The sequence below is a fragment of the Bradyrhizobium sp. 44 genome (assembly GCF_023073095.1).
GTDB lineage: Bacteria > Pseudomonadota > Alphaproteobacteria > Rhizobiales > Xanthobacteraceae > Bradyrhizobium.
On sequence record NZ_JADPIY010000033.1, the window covers coordinates 177,606 to 191,284 of the forward strand.

The 13,679-nt window shown below is 65.3% G+C and carries 15 protein-coding genes; 8 read left to right on the forward strand and 7 right to left on the reverse strand.

Features of this window, described 5'->3' with window-relative positions; all coding sequences use genetic code 11:
• Positions 1 to 109 precede the first annotated feature (109 nt).
• The 5 genes from IVB41_RS32185 to IVB41_RS32205 all read left to right on the forward strand — a co-directional run bounded on the left by IVB41_RS32185 (position 110) and on the right by IVB41_RS32205 (position 3,944).
• Positions 110 to 1,561, forward strand: a complete 1,452-nt coding sequence (locus IVB41_RS32185; RefSeq protein ID WP_247438479.1) for a DUF1800 family protein — start codon at positions 110 to 112, stop codon at positions 1,559 to 1,561.
• Positions 1,562 to 1,563: 2 nt separating this feature from the next.
• Positions 1,564 to 2,814, forward strand: coding sequence for a DUF1501 domain-containing protein (locus IVB41_RS32190; RefSeq protein ID WP_247438481.1), 1,251 nt, complete (start codon positions 1,564 to 1,566; stop codon positions 2,812 to 2,814).
• A gap of 29 nt (positions 2,815 to 2,843) precedes the next feature.
• Positions 2,844 to 3,065: a hypothetical protein gene (locus IVB41_RS32195; RefSeq protein WP_247438483.1), complete on the forward strand. Its 222-nt coding sequence runs from the start codon at positions 2,844 to 2,846 to the stop codon at positions 3,063 to 3,065.
• A gap of 94 nt (positions 3,066 to 3,159) precedes the next feature.
• Entirely contained in the window at positions 3,160 to 3,675 is a 516-nt protein-coding gene (locus IVB41_RS32200; protein ID WP_247438485.1) for a septal ring lytic transglycosylase RlpA family protein, read from the forward strand.
• A 113-nt stretch (positions 3,676 to 3,788) separates the two neighbouring features.
• Positions 3,789 to 3,944 carry a hypothetical protein gene (locus IVB41_RS32205; RefSeq protein WP_247288109.1) on the forward strand — a complete coding sequence of 52 codons (156 nt, stop codon included), beginning with the start codon at positions 3,789 to 3,791 and terminating at the stop codon, positions 3,942 to 3,944.
• Between the two features lie 21 nt (positions 3,945 to 3,965).
• Here the strand turns inward: IVB41_RS32205 and IVB41_RS32210 are convergent, their stop codons facing one another.
• From IVB41_RS32210 to IVB41_RS32220, 3 genes are all read right to left on the reverse strand, one after another.
• Complete coding sequence (locus tag IVB41_RS32210) at positions 3,966 to 4,271, reverse strand: hypothetical protein (protein ID WP_247358856.1); 306 nt, start codon at positions 4,269 to 4,271, stop codon at positions 3,966 to 3,968.
• An 88-nt stretch (positions 4,272 to 4,359) separates the two neighbouring features.
• Positions 4,360 to 4,632 carry a hypothetical protein gene (locus IVB41_RS32215; RefSeq protein ID WP_247438487.1) on the reverse strand — a complete coding sequence of 91 codons (273 nt, stop codon included), beginning with the start codon at positions 4,630 to 4,632 and terminating at the stop codon, positions 4,360 to 4,362.
• A gap of 129 nt (positions 4,633 to 4,761) precedes the next feature.
• Positions 4,762 to 7,452, reverse strand: coding sequence for an alpha/beta hydrolase fold domain-containing protein (locus IVB41_RS32220; RefSeq protein ID WP_247438489.1), 2,691 nt, complete (start codon positions 7,450 to 7,452; stop codon positions 4,762 to 4,764).
• Between the two features lie 226 nt (positions 7,453 to 7,678).
• Between IVB41_RS32220 and IVB41_RS32225 the strand changes: the two genes are divergently transcribed.
• Positions 7,679 to 7,888: a hypothetical protein gene (locus tag IVB41_RS32225; protein WP_027519501.1), complete on the forward strand. Its 210-nt coding sequence runs from the start codon at positions 7,679 to 7,681 to the stop codon at positions 7,886 to 7,888.
• Between the two features lie 80 nt (positions 7,889 to 7,968).
• Positions 7,969 to 9,429 carry a carboxylesterase/lipase family protein gene (locus IVB41_RS32230; RefSeq protein ID WP_247438491.1) on the forward strand — a complete coding sequence of 487 codons (1,461 nt, stop codon included), beginning with the start codon at positions 7,969 to 7,971 and terminating at the stop codon, positions 9,427 to 9,429.
• A 17-nt stretch (positions 9,430 to 9,446) separates the two neighbouring features.
• Here IVB41_RS32230 and IVB41_RS32235 read toward each other — a convergent pair whose 3' ends face one another.
• Positions 9,447 to 9,626, reverse strand: coding sequence for a hypothetical protein (locus IVB41_RS32235; protein ID WP_007601069.1), 180 nt, complete (start codon positions 9,624 to 9,626; stop codon positions 9,447 to 9,449).
• A gap of 158 nt (positions 9,627 to 9,784) precedes the next feature.
• Between IVB41_RS32235 and IVB41_RS32240 the strand changes: the two genes are divergently transcribed.
• On the forward strand, positions 9,785 to 10,582 hold the full coding sequence (locus IVB41_RS32240) for a class III extradiol ring-cleavage dioxygenase (RefSeq protein ID WP_247438493.1): 798 nt from the start codon (positions 9,785 to 9,787) through the stop codon (positions 10,580 to 10,582).
• A 44-nt stretch (positions 10,583 to 10,626) separates the two neighbouring features.
• On the opposite strand, the gene IVB41_RS32245 is transcribed toward IVB41_RS32240, so the two are convergent.
• From IVB41_RS32245 to glgC, 3 genes are read right to left on the reverse strand one after another with little or no spacing between them, the layout of a single operon-like run.
• Entirely contained in the window at positions 10,627 to 10,887 is a 261-nt protein-coding gene (locus IVB41_RS32245) for a SemiSWEET transporter (protein ID WP_007601071.1), read from the reverse strand.
• A 36-nt stretch (positions 10,888 to 10,923) separates the two neighbouring features.
• A complete protein-coding gene (gene glgA / locus IVB41_RS32250) occupies positions 10,924 to 12,378 on the reverse strand; it encodes a glycogen synthase GlgA (RefSeq protein WP_247438495.1) in 1,455 nt (484 codons plus the stop codon).
• A complete protein-coding gene (glgC, locus tag IVB41_RS32255; RefSeq protein ID WP_247438497.1) occupies positions 12,375 to 13,637 on the reverse strand; it encodes a glucose-1-phosphate adenylyltransferase in 1,263 nt (420 codons plus the stop codon). Before glgC ends, glgA begins: the two co-directional genes overlap by 4 nt.
• Between the last annotated feature and the right edge of the window lie 42 nt (positions 13,638 to 13,679).

Consider the following 13,679-nt stretch of genomic DNA (forward strand, 5'->3'; position numbering starts at 1 on the left):
CTCAATCTCCGCTTGCCGGTCTTTGTCGTGAATGCTACGGTATGTAGCATTACGCTTCGTAGCTTCGCGCCGAAGTCGTCGGCAGGCTCGAAAGGATTGGGCATTCGCCATGAGCAGTTCTGCAAAGGCCGAGGCCGTGCTGGCGCTTCATCGCTTCGGGATGGGGCCGCGTCCGGGATCGATTGCGGCTCTCGGAACCGACCCGCGCGGCGCGCTGATAGCCGAGCTCGACCGCCCGCTCGTCCTGAACGCCGCCGCGAGCCTTCCCTCCAGCGCAAAGGCCTATCGCACCGTGGCCGATGCCAATGCGCGGCGCGCCGCGCGCGCCAAGCAGGCCCAGCAGCAAGCTAAAAAGCAGCAGGTGGCGGCGACGCCGACCATGTCAGAAGACCAGATGCAAGGGCAGGGAGCGGACAAGGACGCCGCCGAGATGGCGGCCAAGCAGGCGGCCGAGGCCGTGCCCGATCCCGGGCGTCCGATCTATTTGCAGGAAGCCAAGCTGCGTACGGAAGCTGCGCTTGCCGCCGACATCGGCTTTGCCGAGCGGCTGGTGTGGTTCTGGTCGAACCATTTCTGCATCTCAGCCAACAAGATCCAGAGCATGTCCGGCGCCTATGAGCGCGAAGCCGTTCGCGCCAATACGCTCGGCCGCTTCGTCGATCTCCTGTTGGCCGTCGAGGGCCATCCGGCGATGCTGTTCTATCTCGACAATCTCGGCTCGATGGGCGCGAACTCGATCGCCGGCATCAACCGCAGCCGCGGCCTCAACGAGAACATCGCGCGCGAGATCATGGAGCTGCATACGCTCGGCGTGCGCGCCGGCTACACCCAGGACGACGTCATCAGCTTCGCCAATGTGTTGACGGGATGGACGCTGGTGCCGCCCGGCGACAATCCCGAGCACGGCGGCGAATTCACCTTCAATCCGCGGCTGCACGAGCCCGGCGGACAGACCGTGCTCGGCAAGCGCTACGAGCAGGAGGACGTTGAGCAGGGCCGCGCGGTGCTGCGCGATCTCGCCGCGCGTCCGGCGACCGCGACCCATGTCGCGACCAAGCTCGCACGACATTTCGTGGCCGACGAGCCGCCGCCTGTGCTGATCGAGCAGATGGCGAAGATGTTTCGCGACACCGAGGGCGATCTCAAGCAGGTCGCGATCGCGATGGTGTCGTCGGACGAGGCGTGGCGCGGGCCGCCGTCGAAACTCAAGCGTCCCAGCGAGTGGGGCGTCGGCATGGTGCGCGCGACCGGCATCACGACCGTCGATCCCGTCCGCTTCACCGGCGGCCAGGAGCTGCTCGGTGAAGGGCTGTGGCGGCCATCGGCGCCCAAGGGTTATCCGGAGGACGAGGCAAGCTGGATCGACGGCATTGGCCGGCGGCTCGACATCGCCAACAATTTCGCCGAACGCATCGCGGCCACGGCCGATCCGCAAGTGATCATCGAGGACGTCTTCGCCTCCGAGATATCAGCCGAGGTGAAGCAGGCGGTCGGCCGCGCCGAGAGCCGGCAGCAGGCGTTGGCGCTCTTGTTCATGTCGGCGGATTTTCAGAGGAGGTGAGCATGGGCGTCGTCAATCATTTGCCCACGCGGCGCGAGCTTCTGGTCGGGTCCGGCGCGCTGTTCGCGTGGAGCCAGATGCCGCGGATCGCGCGCGCCGAAGGGCGCGATCCGCGCCTGCTGGTCATCGTGCTGCGCGGCGCGCTCGACGGCCTTGGCGCGGTTGCCCCGGTGGGCGATCCCGACTGGATCTCCTTGCGCGGCGATCGCGCGCTGGTGCTGGACGGCAAGCCGCCCGCGCTGCCGCTCGATGCCTTCTTCGCGCTCAATCCGGCGATGCCGAACCTGCATCGGCTCTACAAAAGCGGCAAGGCTGCGATCGTCCATGCCACCGCGACGCCCTATCGCGAGCGTTCGCATTTCGACGGCCAGGACGTGCTGGAGAGTGGGCTCGTCAAGCCAGGCATGACAAGCTCGGGATGGCTCAACCGCGCGCTGCTCGCGCTGGAATCCGGCGGGCGTGTCGACCCGCGCGGCAGCCGCGCGCTCGGCATTGGCTCTGTGACGCCGCTGGTGGTGCGCGGTTCGGCGCCTGTGATGACATGGGTGCCGCAGAGATTGTTGCCGGCGAGCGAGGACACGCAGAGCCGTTTGCTCGATCTCTACCAGCACACCGATCCGAAGCTTGCGACCGTGCTCCAGGCCCGCATGAGGCTCGCGTCGCTCGGCGGCGCATCGGGCGCGGGCGATCCGATGTCCGACGATCCAACCTTGGCGCCGCCCGGCATCGCGCGCGTCCGCGCCTATTTCGCCGAAGCAGCCGGCACCGCCGCGCGCTATCTCGCAAAGCCCGACGGTCCGCGTGTCGGCGCGATGGGCTTCGTCGGCTGGGACACGCACATCGCCGAGGGCGCGGCCTCGGGCCAGCTTTACAATCTGCTGGGCGCGCTCGACGGCGCCTTTGCCGCGATCGAGAGCAACATGGGCGAGGCGTGGCGCGAGACCGTCGTCGCGGTTGTCACCGAGTTCGGGCGAACCGCGCGCATCAACGGGACGCAGGGCACCGACCACGGCACGGGCACGGTCGCCTTCCTGATCGGTGGCGGGCTTACCGGCGGCCGCGTGATCGCGGACTGGCCGGGTCTGAAGCCGGCGCAACTCTTCGAGGATCGCGATCTCAAGCCGACCACGGATTTGCGCGCAGTGTTGAAGGGCCTGCTGAGGGATCATCTGCGTGTCGAGGAGAAGGTGCTCGCAGAAGCCGTCTTCCCAGGCAGCGCCGACGTCAAACCGATGGGAGGCCTCGTCGGCTGACGACGGGCTCTCGCAACCGGATCGGGTTCATGATGTGCACGCTGACACAACGGGAGCTCGACTTTCTCGCCGGCCTGAAAACCGGCTGGCGGCGGCTCTATCGGCGCGAGCTCGCACGGCTCTTGAAGGGCGACGCCGAGCCTGGCGAGGTTCCTCCGGAGACGCACCCGATCTGGCGCATCGTATCGAGCTTAACCCAGGAGTCTGTCTCGATTCAGGACAAGCCAGTGTGGTGGAATCGCCACAGCTAAACCTGAAACGGCTGCGGCCGCAGGCGCGCTTCCGTTCCGACAAGGTTCTGCCCTCATTGCCCACCGAAACTCGGGGTCGTTCGGAGGGCGCATCATGTCTCGATTTGCACGTGCCGAAACTGCCCGGATTTCGCCGGCAAGCCTGTGCCGGTTGCTGCTCGCCATCATCGGCGCGGCGTCGCTTGCGGCGTGTGCGCAATCGCCCGTCGGCCGTCAGAAGGCCGATCTCGGCACCCACCGCCAAGCCGCTGTCGAACGACCGCACAGGGTGGCGGCGCTGCATCTGCGTCCGATCAGCCGGGCGCGCGTCCCCGACGGTGATGCAAAGCAAAGCGTCTCGCATGGCGTCGCCAGCTTCTATTCGGACACGGAGACGGCAAGCGGCGAGCGGTTCGACAAGAACGAATTGACCGCGGCCCATCCCAGCCTGCCGTTCGGCACAAAGCTGCGCGTCACTGACGTTTCATCCGGCCGCTTCGTGACCGTCAGGATCAACGATCGCGGGCCGTATGTTCGCGGACGCGTGGTCGACATCTCGCCCTCCGCGGCGGAGGCGCTCGGCATGGTCGACAAGGGTGTCACCAATGTCAGGCTCGACGTGGTGCAATAATTTGCAGTGACATCGATCCGAAGCGCTGTGCTTAACCGGCTGTTAGCCGCCTCCAGCCACCATGGATACCCAATCATTCGGGACTCCAGATTGAAGCTCTTGGGAGGCGGCGTTTGACCACGATCCAGTATCTCGAAGATCAGGCCGCACGCGCCGAGCGGCTGGCCAAACGGATCACGGATACATTGACGATCGAAAAGCTCCTGACCTTCGCGGACGAACGCCGCCGCGAGATCGAGGTCATCGCCGGCAAGTACCGGCGCGCCTGATTTTCATCATCCAACGCGCGCTCAGCTGTGGCTCTCGACGAAGTCGCTGAGATAGTCGGGCAGCGTCATGCCATCAATGTCGCAGCGCGCCCGGATCTCACCGGCGACGTCGGTCGAGATGTCCTTCATCCAGTGCTCGAGCGTGTTGAACGAGATGACCTTGACGGGGTCGTTGAAGCAGCCGGCGACGAGCTCGCCAATCGTGGCGTCGAGATCGCTTCGCTCGACACGGATTTCGGTCGCCTTGTCGAGGCGATCGATCACCACGAACAGGGTCTGGTCTGCGCCATAGGGCACGACAGGGGCTGGCACGCCGGCTTCAAGCATCTGAGGCACTCACGCCTTCGCTTCCGATCCCCATCAACGGGAAAGACCGGTAGAAGGTTCCTGCGCTCAGCCGGTGCTTCTGCGAGGATCAGAGAAATTCGCGCGGCCGCGCCAGCTCGGTGATGTGCTCAGGCGAGAGGATGTCCGTGACCAGCGGCGGCTGCGCGATGGTGCGGATCTCATAGAGATGCCTGGTCGCCGCCGGCTTCGCCATGAACGCCGAGATGCATTCGTCTAGCGTGCCTTCGATCACCTGGTAGGACGCTCGGTCCGTCCGTCGCTGGTTCGCAAGCGATGGCCATTTATGCAGCACCGCAAGGACACCAAAATCGACCTTTGAATCCCCAACCACGTCCCCCATCGTTCCGCCTCACGCAAAAAGAACCCCGGCACACGATCGTGCGTACCGGGGCCCACACCCATTACTGCATCTCAATGCCACAGCACCAAACGCGATGACCGAGAAATTGTTCCCGGCCGATATTCGCTTTCAGCTCGCGGCCGCCGCGATCTTATGTCCCGGGCTGGTATGAACCTGACTGCGATCGTCGCCGCGGCTGACCTCCGGTGGCAACCCTGCGAAGCGCCGCAAGGCCTCGGCCATCTGCACCCGGCCCGGCGCGCCGGTGATGATCACGTCCACCATCGTGAAGGACGAGTGGAAATGACCGCGGGCCTTGAGTTGCTCGACCGGGACACCGGCGGCCGCCATTGCCTCGGCATAGGCGATGCCTTCGTCACGCAGCGGATCGAATTCGCAGGTGACGACGAAGGCCGGCGGCAGGCCTGCGACCTTGCCGCGGAGCGGCGAGGCGCGCGGATCGGTGCGGTCGGCCGGCGAGCAATACAGGTCCCAGAACCAGTACATCAGCGAACGGGTCAGGAAATAGCCGGTCGCATTGTCGTTGTAGGAGGGGCGGTCGAAAGTGCAGTCGGTGACCGGGCAGATCAGGAGCTGGCCCGCGATCTCCGGCCCGCCGCGATCGCGTGCAAGCTGGCAGGTGACGGCGGCGATGTTGCCGCCGGCACTCCAGCCCGCGACCAGCACCGGGCCCGGCCTGCCGCCGAGCTCGGCGGCGTGCTCGGCGATCCAGCGCGTCGCCGCATAGCCGTCTTCGGCCGCAGTCGGGAAACGATGCTCGGGCGCATGACGATAGCCGACGCTGACGAGCATCATGCCGGTCCGCCGCACCATGTCGCGGCAGAACGGCTCGTCCGACTGCTCGTCGCCGAGCACCCAGCCGCCGCCGTGGAAATAGACCACGACCGGATGCGGCCCTGATGTTGCCGGTTTGTAGACCCGATAAGGCAAGGGACCGTCGGCGCCGGGCAGCGTGCCGTCGACGATCTCGCCGATCGGCCGTCCAGCGGGACGGCCCTTGTTGAACTCATTGACGAAGGCGCAGGCGCCTTGCGCGCCCATCGACTCGATCGGCGGCAGGTTGAGCGAGGCAAGCAGGTTAAGCACCAGCCGCACATCGGGCTGCAGGCGCACCACCTCGCCGTCATTGCATTGCGCGGCAACGTTGGGACCGGTCAGCTTGAAGCCGAGCATGCCGCGGCTGACCACCTCGTCGCAGATGCTGCGATAGGGACCGACGCCGCCGGTATAAGGCATCAGGCCCTGCACCTTGCCGGGCACGTTGGCGCCCGTGTACCAGGTGTTGGCGAGCCGGTGCAGCGTCACCATCGAGCAATCGGCCATGTGCCTGTTCCAGCCGGCCTGCGCCGACTCCGTCGGCTCGATCGTGGTGAACCCGGCGTCGCGCAACGCCTTGAGCCGATCGACGACCCAGTCGACATGCTGCTCGATCGACACCGCCATGTTCGACAGCACCGACGGGCTGCCGGGCCCGGTGATCATGAAGAAGTTCGGAAAGCCTTCGACGGTGAGCCCGAGATAGGTCTGCGGCCCCTGCGCCCAGACATCGGTGAGCGACTTGCCGCCACGTCCGGTGATCGGATGCACGGCGCGGATCGCGCCGGTCATGGCGTCGAAGCCGGTCGCGAACACGATGACGTCGACATCAACGCTGCGCTTGGACGTCGTGATGCCGCTTGCGGTGATCGCCTTGATCGGCTCCTGACGCAGATTGACCAGCGTGACGTTCGGCCGGTTGTAGGTCGCGTAATAGTTGGTATCGAGGCAGGGCCGCTTGGCGCCGAACGGATGATCGTCCGGCATCAGCGCCGCGGCGGTCTCGGGGTCTTTGACGGCAGCGCGGATCTTCTCGCGGATCAGGTCCTGGACGATCTTGTTGCCGTCGATGTCCACCGCCTGGTCGGCCCAGAGCTGGGTCAGGATGTGGACGAGGTCGCCGGCCGCCCACGCGCGTTCGAACCGCTCACGACGCTCGGCATCGCTTAATTGCCAGCTCACGACCGTCTGCTGCGGATAGGGTACGCCGGCCATCGACTGGCGCGCCTGCTCGCGATAGGCCGCGCGATCGCCTTGCAGCAGGCTCATGCGATCGGAAGGCGCTGGGCCGTTATGCGCCGGCAGCGCGAAGTTCGGCGTACGCTGGAACACGGTCAGATGTGCGGCCTGTTGTGCGATCAGCGGGATCGACTGAATGGCCGACGATCCCGTGCCGATCACCGCGACGCGTTTTCCGGCGAGATTGACGCCGTCATGCGGCCAGCGTCCGGTGAAATAAACCTCGCCCTTGAAGTCCTTGACGCCGTCGATCTCCGGCGGCTTCGGCGCCGAGAGGCAGCCGGTGGCCATAATGTAATGGCGGCAGGAGACCGGCGCGCCATTGTCGGTGGTGAGCTGCCAGCGTCCGGTGGCCTCGTCCCATTTCGCTTCCGTGACCTTGGTCTTGAAGCGAATGTCACGCCTGAGATCGTAACGGTCGGCGACGAAGCCCAGATAGCGCAGGATCTCGGGCTGGGTCGCGTATTTCTCCGACCAGGTCCAGGCGGTCTCGAGGTCCGGATCGAAGGTGTAGCTGTAATCGATGGTCTGGATATCGCAGCGCGCACCGGGATATCGGTTCCAGTACCAGGTGCCGCCGACGTCGCCGGCTTCTTCGAGGCCGACCGCCGTCAGGCCGGCCTTGCGCAGCCGATGCAGAAGATAGAGGCCGGCAAATCCGGCACCGACCACGGCAACATCGACCTGCTGGCTGGTTCCGTGCCCCGCGTCAGAGGCACGCGCAGCAACCATTGCATCAGGCATGGCATTTCCTCCCGTGTGTTTTGTTTTGCCGGCAGGCTATCGCTGCAGGTTCGGCTTGTCATCACGGCATGTGCAATCTTCGGTAGCCATTTGCGGCGTCATCATGGCCGCGTGAATGTTGCGGCAGCACACGCATCGCGATGCACAATGGCCGTGATTTCCCGGGCTAATCAGGGTCGATCCACCTGTGTATGCTCTTGTTTTGCCACGCGTGCCGACGGGCGTCATGACAGAGTTGAGTGAGCGGACCAAAGCGAACATGGACGTCGTCCTGGAGGAGACGTGCCGCCAACTGCCGCACGGCGGCGATCACGACAGCCGCAGGTTCATCGCCGAGCGGCTGATCGAGGCGGCGCGATCCGGTCACACCACGCTCGGTGAGCTCGGCATCATCGCACGCCACGCACTGGCGGAGCTTGCCGCCAAGCGGAGCTAGGCGCGGCCGCGGCGCTTGCCTCGCAGCAGGCCACGGACATAACCTGCTCAAATCCTTCCGCGCATCGAGATGCTCCGAAGATGCGGTCCGTGTTCGCGCTTTTTGCGACGTCTCTCGTCCTCTGTTGCGCCGGCTCGGCCGCGGCCCAGCCGGTTGGCCAGTTTCCGTTTGCGCTGACGCGCGAAGGACAGATGCTCGGCGCCGTCGAAGGCGAGGTAGCCTCGTTCAAGGGGCTGGCCTATGCGGCCGCGCCGATCGGGCCGCTGCGCTGGCGTCCGCCGCAGGCTGCACCAGAGAGTTCGGAGATGCGCACCGCCTATGCGTATGGCGCGCCGTGTCTTCAGCCGTCGCTGCCGGGATCGAGCGAGGATTGCCTCACGCTGAACGTGTTCCGTCCGTTCGGCGTCGATGGCCCGCTGCCGGTGATGCTGTTCATCCACGACGGCGCTTTCGTCAGCGGCACTGCGAATGATCCGCTGTTCGATGGTGCCAGGCTCGCGCAAGCCGGTCTCATCGCGGTGACCGTGAATTTTCGCCTCGGCGTGCTCGGCTGGCTCACCGATCCCGCGCTGTCGGAAGACGGTTCCGGCAATTACGGCCTGATGGACCAGATCGCGGCGCTGCATTGGGTGCATGATAACATCGCGGCCTTCGGCGGCGATCCCACCAACGTCACCTTGTTCGGCAGTGGCGCAGGCGCGACCTCGATCGCGCTGCTGATGCTGTCTGAGCAATCGCGTGATCTCTTCCAGAAAGCCATTCTGCAATCGATTCCCGGCCGTGCGCGCCTGCGTTCGGCACAAGAGGCCGAGATTGTGGGGTGGCAATTCATGGCGGCGCTGGGGCGACAGGCCGATTTGCGCACCGCCGACCCGCGACGCCTGCTTGCCGTCGAAAAGCATCTGCTGGAAAAATCGCCGCGCAGCTTCGGGCCGACGATCGATGGACGTCCGGTGAGCGAGGAGGTCGCCGCAGGCTTCGCCGCCGGACATGAGAGCCGCATTCCCCTGATCATCGGCTCGAACGACGACGAGACCGGTTTCGACGGCGAGCTGGATATTCGGGAAGAGCTGGCGTCGTCAGGCGCCACCAGCGATGAGCTGCGCAGGCTCTATCCCGACCTCGCCAAACCTTCCAGCCGCGCGGCAAGGTTCTACACCGACAAGGTCTTCTCCGAGCCGGTGAGACTGCTGGCGCGCCTGCATGCCGCCAGCGGTGCGCCGACCTTTCGCTATCGCTTCGCCTATGTGCCGGAGGCACGGCGCGCAAACCCCGAGGGCGGTCACGGGCGGGAATTGCAGTTCATCTTCGGCGTGGAAGGCATGCCCGGTGCAGGTATCCTGTCACGAGGCGATCGCGAGGTCGCACACCGCATGCGCGCCTACTGGATCAATTTTGCCAAGAGCGGCGATCCCAACGGTGCGGACCTGCCGCGTTGGGATGCGGCCGCAGGCAGCGATCGCCTGCTGCTGATCACGAACGATCGCATCGCGAGCGGAGACGACTCCTGGTCGGAGCGCCTGGACCGGTTCGGGCGTTAGGGCATGTTGAGTTGGACTTAAGCCGCGAGCTCGACACGCGGCGCCGGGCTCAGCCGGTCTTCCTCCAGATAATCCATCGCGCCGTCTTTCTCGACGGCGTAGAACTGCTGGCCTTCCTTCGACTTGTAGGCGGCGCGAACGACGCCGCGGCGGCCCTTGTCACTGTTGACGACGTCCCCCAACGCAAACTTCTTCATTTCACGTCCCTGGCTGCTGGCCGACTCCTTCGGCTACGCCGGGGATTCTGGGCGGCAAATCGTTAACGTCTTGCTAACCATACGGGTTTGCCTATGCTCGCGGCCGATCGCGCGGGCAGCTCGCACGCGCATGTTGGCAATGAAACGAGCCTTCGCCGATGGTGCGACTTCCGACTTTCTTCCTGTCACATGGCGGCGGTCCCTGGCCGTTCATGGAAGACAGGCGGGTGCAATATGCGAAGACCGCCGAGGCGTTCGGCCGGCTGCCGGAGCTCTTGCCGGGGAAGCCCAAGGCCGTGCTCGTCATCACAGGACATTGGGAGGCTGACGCCTTCACCGTGTCGACCTCGGCGCATCCGCCGATGGTGTACGATTATCACGGTTTCCCCGAGCACACCTATCACCTCAAATATCCGGCGCCGGGGCGGCCCGAGCTCGCCGCGGAGGTGAAGGCGCTGCTCATTCGCGCGAGCGTCGATTGCCGGGAGGATCCCAACCAGGGCTTCGATCACGGCACCTTCGTGCCGCTCGGGCTGATGTATCCGAACGCCGACATGCCCATCGTGCTGCTGTCGCTGAGATCGAGTTACGATCCGGCCGAGCACATCAAGGTCGGGCAGGCGATTGCCTCGCTGCGGGACGAAGGCATTCTGATCGTCGGCAGCGGGCTCACCTATCACAACATGCGCGGGTTCGGCCGCGCGGAGTCGAAGCCGGTCTCGTATGATTTCGAGGCGTATCTGAACGAGGCGATTAGCCACAAGGACGCAGCGCGCCGCAACGCGATGCTGGTTGACTGGGAGAACGCACCGAGCGCGCGCCTGGCCCATCCGCGCGAAGATCATCTGCTGCCGCTGATGGTGGCCGCCGGCGCCGCCGGCAGCGACGCGGGCCAGCGCGTATTCGTCGACGAGGTCGCGAATGTCGCGATGGCCTCGTATGTGTTCGGGGGGTGATCTTCTCCTCTTCTCGCAAGCGAGGAGAGGTGAAGAAGAGTGGCTCACCCGTATTTCAGCTTCATGAACAGGATGCCGCCGGCGAGCACGATGGTGATGGCGTTTGCGGCGACGAGGGGCGCATCGCCCGACAGCAGGCCGTAGACGAGCCAGAGCGCTAGGCCCAGCACCATGACCAGGAACATGCCGAGCGAAATATCGCCGGTGGAGCGGGTCTTCCACACTTTGATGGCTTGCGGCGCGTAGGCCACGGTGGTGCAGGTCGCGGCGGCAAAGCCGATCAGCTTGATCAAGAACGGGTCCATGGCGGCTCTATAGCATTGATTCGACGATGTCGGGCCTCAGCCGCGCGCGGTGATGAGGCTGCGATAGAGCGCGGCATAGTCACCGGCGCGGTTGCGCCAGGACACGTCGGTCGCAAGGCCGCTCAGTTGCAGGCGGCGCCAGGTCAGCTTGTCGTGAAAGGCGATGTTGGCCTTGCGCAGCGTGCCGGCGAGGGCATCCGCGGTGACGGGTGCGAACTTGAAGCCGGTGGCATCGTGGCCCGATTTATCGGCCTCGCCGATATCGACGATGGTATCCTCGAGGCCGCCGACCCGCGAGACGATGGGCACGGCGCCGTAGCGCAGCGCGCAGAGCTGGGTCAGGCCGCACGGCTCGAACCGTGATGGCACGATGAGCGCGTCCGAGCCGGCCTGGATCAGATGCGCCATGATCTCGTCATAGCCGATCACGACGCCGATGCGGCCGGGGTTCGCGCGCGCAACGGCCTGATAGCGATCCTGCAGATCGCGGTCGCCGCTGCCGAGCAGCGCGAGCTGCATGCCTTCGCGCAAAATGGTCGGAACGGCTTCGAGCAGGAGATCGAGCCCCTTCTGCCAGGACAGGCGGCTGATGACGCCGAGCAATGGCGCTTCGTCCGAGGAATCCAGATTGAACTGTTGCTGCAGCACCGCCTTGTTCGCGGCCCGGAACGTGAGGTCCTCCGCGCCGAAGCGGTAGGCGATGTGCGGATCTTCTTGCGGATTCCAAACGGAGACATCGATGCCGTTGAGGATTCCGCTCAGCACGTGCGCGCGGGCGCGCAGCAAGCCGCCGAACCCCATGCCGCCCTCGTCGCTCTGGATCTCCTGCGCATAGGTCGGCGAGACCGTGGTGATGCGATCGGCGAATTGCAGGCCGGCCTTCAAAAAACTGATGCCGCCGAAATATTCGAGGTCGTTGACGCCGTAAGCGCGCCACGGCAGGCCGATCGAACTGATCAGCTCGGGCGCGAACTTGCCCTGATAGGCCATGTTGTGGATGGTCATCACGGTGGCGGGCCGCGGCCGGTTATCGTAGTGCAGATAGGCCGGCGCGAGCCCGGCCTGCCAGTCATGGGCATGCACCACGTCGGGCACGAAGGCGGGAACGAGGCCGTGGCCGATGTCGGCCGCGATGCGCGAGAGCGCGGCGAACCGCATGCCATTGTCCGCCCAGTCGACACCTTCGGCCGTCACGTAGGGGTTGCCAGGCCGTGCGTAGAGATGCGGCACGTCGAGCACGAACAGATCGAGGCCGTCATGCGAGCCGGCGAGCAAACGGCCGGGTCCGCCGAAATAATCCGGCCAGCGCCGGATTTCGTCGGCTCCCCCCAGCATCCGCATCACGTCGGGATAGCCCGGCATCAACGTGCGCATCTCGACGCCATGCGCCTTCAGCGCGATCGGCAGCGCGCCCGCGACATCGGCGAGGCCGCCGGTCTTGACGATGGGATAGACCTCAGAGGCGACCGCGAGGACGCGAACAGGCGTCATGTATTGAGCCTGTCGAGCATCGGCTGGGTGATGAGCGAAATGCCCTGCTCGGTGGTGCGGAAGCGCTTTGCGTCCAACTCGGGATCCTCGCCGACGACGAGCCCTTCCGGGATCTCGACGCCGCGATCGATCACGACGTTCTTCAAACGCGCGCCGCGGCCGATGTTCACGTACGGCATGATCACGGCGTTCTCGACCTGAGCATAGGAGTTGACGCGCACGCCGGTGAACAGCAGCGAGCGCCGCAGCGAGGCGCCGGAAATGATGCAGCCGCCCGAGACCAGCGAGCTCACGGCCTGGCCGCGTCGGCTCTCCTCGTCGTGGACGAATTTTGCCGGTGGCGTGATTTCCGAATAGGACCAGATCGGCCAGGCGCTGTCGAACAAATCGAGCTCGGGGACCACGTCGGTGAGGTCGATATTGGCGGCCCAATAGGCGTCGACCGTGCCGACATCGCGCCAATAGGCGCGCGGGTCGCTGCCGGAGCGGACGCAGGAGGTCGAGTACTGGTGCGCCATGGCGCGGCCGTTCTTGACGAGGTAGGGGATGATGTCCTTGCCGAAATCGTGGTTGGAATTCGGATCCTCGGCGTCGCGCTTGAGCTCATCGAACAGGAATTTCGCGTCGAACACGTAGATGCCCATGCTGGCGAGCGAGACGTCCGGCTTGCCGGGCATCGGCGGCGGATCTTTCGGCTTTTCAAGGAACTCTTTGATCCAGCCGTTCTCGTCGATATGCATGATGCCGAAGCCCGAGGATTCTGTCCGCGGCATCTCCAGGCAGCCGACGGTGACGTCGGCGCCGCTCTCGACATGCTGCCGCAGCATCACCTCGTAATCCATTTTATAGATGTGGTCGCCGGCGAGAACCACGATGAAGCGGCAGGCGTGGGATTCGATGATGTCGATGTTCTGGTAGACTGCATCGGCCGTGCCGACATACCACATGTTTTCGGAGACGCGCTGGCTTGCCGGGAGGATGTCGAAGCTCTCGTTGCGCTCGGGACGGAAGAAGTTCCAGCCCATCTGAAGGTGCCGGATCAGGCTGTGCGCCTTGTACTGGGTGGCGACCGCGATGCGACGGATGCCCGAGTTCACCGCGTTCGACAGCGCGAAATCGATGATGCGGGATTTTCCGCCGAAATAGACCGCAGGCTTGGCGCGCCGGTCGGTCAGCTCCAGCAGCCGGCTGCCGCGTCCGCCGGCCAGGACGAACGCCAGCGCCTGACGGGCAAGCGGCTCGGGTCTCGCGGCACTCATGTCATTCTCCCACAACTCTGGCGCTCGCGAGAAGCCTCCCGG

Bases quoted from the DNA above. Each gene is read 5' to 3' on its own strand.
- IVB41_RS32210 (WP_247358856.1), bottom strand. From the start codon at position 4,271: ATGCTTGAAGCCGGCGTGCCAGCCCCTGTCGTGCCCTATGGCGCAGAC.
- IVB41_RS32185 (WP_247438479.1), top strand. From the start codon at position 110: ATGAGCAGTTCTGCAAAGGCCGAGGCCGTGCTGGCGCTTCATCGCTTC.
- IVB41_RS32245 (WP_007601071.1), bottom strand. From the start codon at position 10,887: ATGGACCCGTTCTTGATCAAGCTGATCGGCTTTGCCGCCGCGACCTGC.
- IVB41_RS32225 (WP_027519501.1), top strand. From the start codon at position 7,679: ATGACAGAGTTGAGTGAGCGGACCAAAGCGAACATGGACGTCGTCCTG.
- IVB41_RS32200 (WP_247438485.1), top strand. From the start codon at position 3,160: ATGTCTCGATTTGCACGTGCCGAAACTGCCCGGATTTCGCCGGCAAGC.
- IVB41_RS32215 (WP_247438487.1), bottom strand. From the start codon at position 4,632: ATGGGGGACGTGGTTGGGGATTCAAAGGTCGATTTTGGTGTCCTTGCG.
- IVB41_RS32230 (WP_247438491.1), top strand. From the start codon at position 7,969: ATGCGGTCCGTGTTCGCGCTTTTTGCGACGTCTCTCGTCCTCTGTTGC.
- IVB41_RS32195 (WP_247438483.1), top strand. From the start codon at position 2,844: ATGATGTGCACGCTGACACAACGGGAGCTCGACTTTCTCGCCGGCCTG.
- glgC (WP_247438497.1), bottom strand. From the start codon at position 13,637: ATGAGTGCCGCGAGACCCGAGCCGCTTGCCCGTCAGGCGCTGGCGTTC.
- IVB41_RS32190 (WP_247438481.1), top strand. From the start codon at position 1,564: ATGGGCGTCGTCAATCATTTGCCCACGCGGCGCGAGCTTCTGGTCGGG.
- IVB41_RS32220 (WP_247438489.1), bottom strand. From the start codon at position 7,452: ATGCCTGATGCAATGGTTGCTGCGCGTGCCTCTGACGCGGGGCACGGA.
- glgA (WP_247438495.1), bottom strand. From the start codon at position 12,378: ATGACGCCTGTTCGCGTCCTCGCGGTCGCCTCTGAGGTCTATCCCATC.
- IVB41_RS32235 (WP_007601069.1), bottom strand. From the start codon at position 9,626: ATGAAGAAGTTTGCGTTGGGGGACGTCGTCAACAGTGACAAGGGCCGC.
- IVB41_RS32240 (WP_247438493.1), top strand. From the start codon at position 9,785: ATGGTGCGACTTCCGACTTTCTTCCTGTCACATGGCGGCGGTCCCTGG.